Consider the following 2,195-nt stretch of genomic DNA (forward strand, 5'->3'; position numbering starts at 1 on the left):
CCCTCGGCGTTGCACCATACGTGAGCCAGGAATTCGAAATGAATTTCCGTCACAACGCTTTTTTTATAGGGGATAACACAAGGGGGGCAGTAAATGAGGGAATGGCCGATTACACTCCTATATTTCTTTCTGAGGTGCCCCAGCTTTTCCGCAGAAAAATAGTTTCCGTTGACATTGCTCTTGTCCAGCTTTCGTATCCTGATAAGCATGGATATATGAGTTACGGGATAAGTGTTGATATTGTAAAGTCGGCAGTGGAAAATGCAGACATTGTCATAGCTCAGATAAACAAGAACATGCCCCGCGTCCTGGGCGACAGTTTCATCAACATAGAGGATGTTGATTTTGTCATCCCCTATGACGAGGAATTGCTTGAATATAAAACAGATGCTGCAGACGAGCAGGCAAAGGCAATAGGGAAAAATATTGCCCGCCTTGTTGAGGACGGCTCCACCATTCAGGTCGGATACGGAAATATTCCAGATGCCGTGGTTGCCAGTTTGAGAAATAAGAAAAATTTGGGAGTGCATACAGAGCTTCTCACAGACGGCGTCGTCAAATTGATAAAAGAGGGTATTGTCACAAACTCTGAGAAAACAATACACAGAGGCAAAACAGTTGCATCATTCTGCATGGGGTCGAGAGAGACATACAGATTTATTGACAACAATCCGGAATTCGAGTTTCACCCTATAGAGTATACAAACGATCCGATGGTGATTGCGAAGAACAACAAAATGACAGCCATAAATACAGCCCTTGAAATAGATCTGACAGGGCAGGTGACAGCAGAATCCCTTGGCCATGAATTTTACAGCGGCATAGGCGGGCAGGCAGATTTCATGAGAGGGGCAGCGATGTCAGAAGGCGGTAAGAGCATAATAGCTTTGCCATCTACTGCAAAAAACGGAGAGGTGTCAAGAATCGTGCCCTTCCTGAAAGAGGGGGCGGGCGTGACTCTCACGAGAGGAGATGCCCGTTATGTTGTTACTGAATATGGCACAGCATATCTTCACGGAAAGAATATAAGGGAGAGGGCAATATCGCTCATAAGCATAGCCCATCCAAAATTCAGGGAGTGGCTGCTTGAGGAAGCCAAAAAATACAATCTTGTGTACAGAGACCAGATACTTGTGGAAGGAGAAGGGGGCATATATCCTGCCAATCTGGAAAAATATGTAAAAATAAAAGATGGAACAAAAGTGCTGCTTCGCCCAATCAAACCTTCGGATGAGGATTTGATAAAAGAGCTTTTCTACAAACTTTCGGACGAGACCATATATAAGAGGTTTATGGGGGTGAAAAAGTATCTGCCGAGACAGCAGCTGCACGAACTGGCAAATGTTGACTACTCAAAAAATATGGCCATCGTTGCGGTTATAGGCGAGGGCGAGAAGGAGGAGATATTGGGAATAGGAAGGTATGGACTTGATGAGGATACAAACAGCGCAGAGGTGGCATTTGTAGTAAGGGACGACTGGCAGGGAAAAGGAATAGGAACTGAACTGCTGAAATATCTTACCACGATTGCCAAAAAGAGAGGGCTTTACGGGTTTACTGCCGATGTATTCGCAGATAACAAACCGATGCTCTCACTGTTCGAAAAATTCGATAAGAAGAGCTACGTCATGGAAAAGGAGCTAACCGGAGGAATATATCATCTGAGAATGCACTTCAAGTAAGTTCCTTCAACTTGAGCTCCAGCTTGTGGATCTTATCCCGTATTTTCTGCTGCTTTTTAGTATATTTTTCCTTCAGCTTGTTGTATTTTTTTTCTGGCATATCCTTCTTTTTTTTCTCAAGTTCTTCCAAACTTCTATGCAATGATGCTCTTGCCTGATTCAAATCTTCGATTTTGTCAATGATTTTTCTCCGTTCCTTTTCGTTCATGTGGGTAGAAATCATAAAATAGGATAAAAACTTTTGGAATATGCAGGTTCGGAAAATAGAAGGCGTGGGATTTGATTCAAATATTTATATTTTGAGGGATGGCGAGGCGGCGGTCATAGACACGGGAACGGGATTCAACTCTGCATATGTCATTGGCAGCATAATGGAAAAGGTTGGCATGAAGAACATAAATGCGATAATTCTGACGCACGAGCATTTCGACCACTGCGGCGGCGTTCCGGACATAAAAAAGCACTGTGATGCAGAAGTCATGATTCACGGGAAAGGGGCAGAAACCATAGAAA

At 43.7% G+C, this 2,195-nt stretch carries 3 protein-coding genes; 2 read left to right on the forward strand and 1 reads right to left on the reverse strand.

Annotation, left to right across the window (positions count from 1 at the left end):
- On the forward strand, positions 1-1,682 hold a 1,682-nt coding region (locus tag J7J55_04495), incomplete at its 5' end, for a GNAT family N-acetyltransferase (protein ID MCD6141959.1).
- On the opposite strand, the gene J7J55_04500 is transcribed toward J7J55_04495, so the two are convergent.
- Entirely contained in the window at positions 1,675-1,890 is a 216-nt protein-coding gene (locus tag J7J55_04500; GenBank protein ID MCD6141960.1) for a hypothetical protein, read from the reverse strand. The two genes, J7J55_04495 and J7J55_04500, sit on opposite strands and share 8 nt — an antisense overlap.
- A gap of 40 nt (positions 1,891-1,930) precedes the next feature.
- On the opposite strand from J7J55_04500, the gene J7J55_04505 reads away from it, so the two are divergent.
- On the forward strand, positions 1,931-2,195 hold a 265-nt coding region (locus J7J55_04505; GenBank protein ID MCD6141961.1), incomplete at its 3' end, for an MBL fold metallo-hydrolase.

It is taken from the genome of Candidatus Bipolaricaulota bacterium, assembly GCA_021159055.1.
Lineage (GTDB): Bacteria > Bipolaricaulota > Bipolaricaulia > UBA7950 > UBA9294 > S016-54.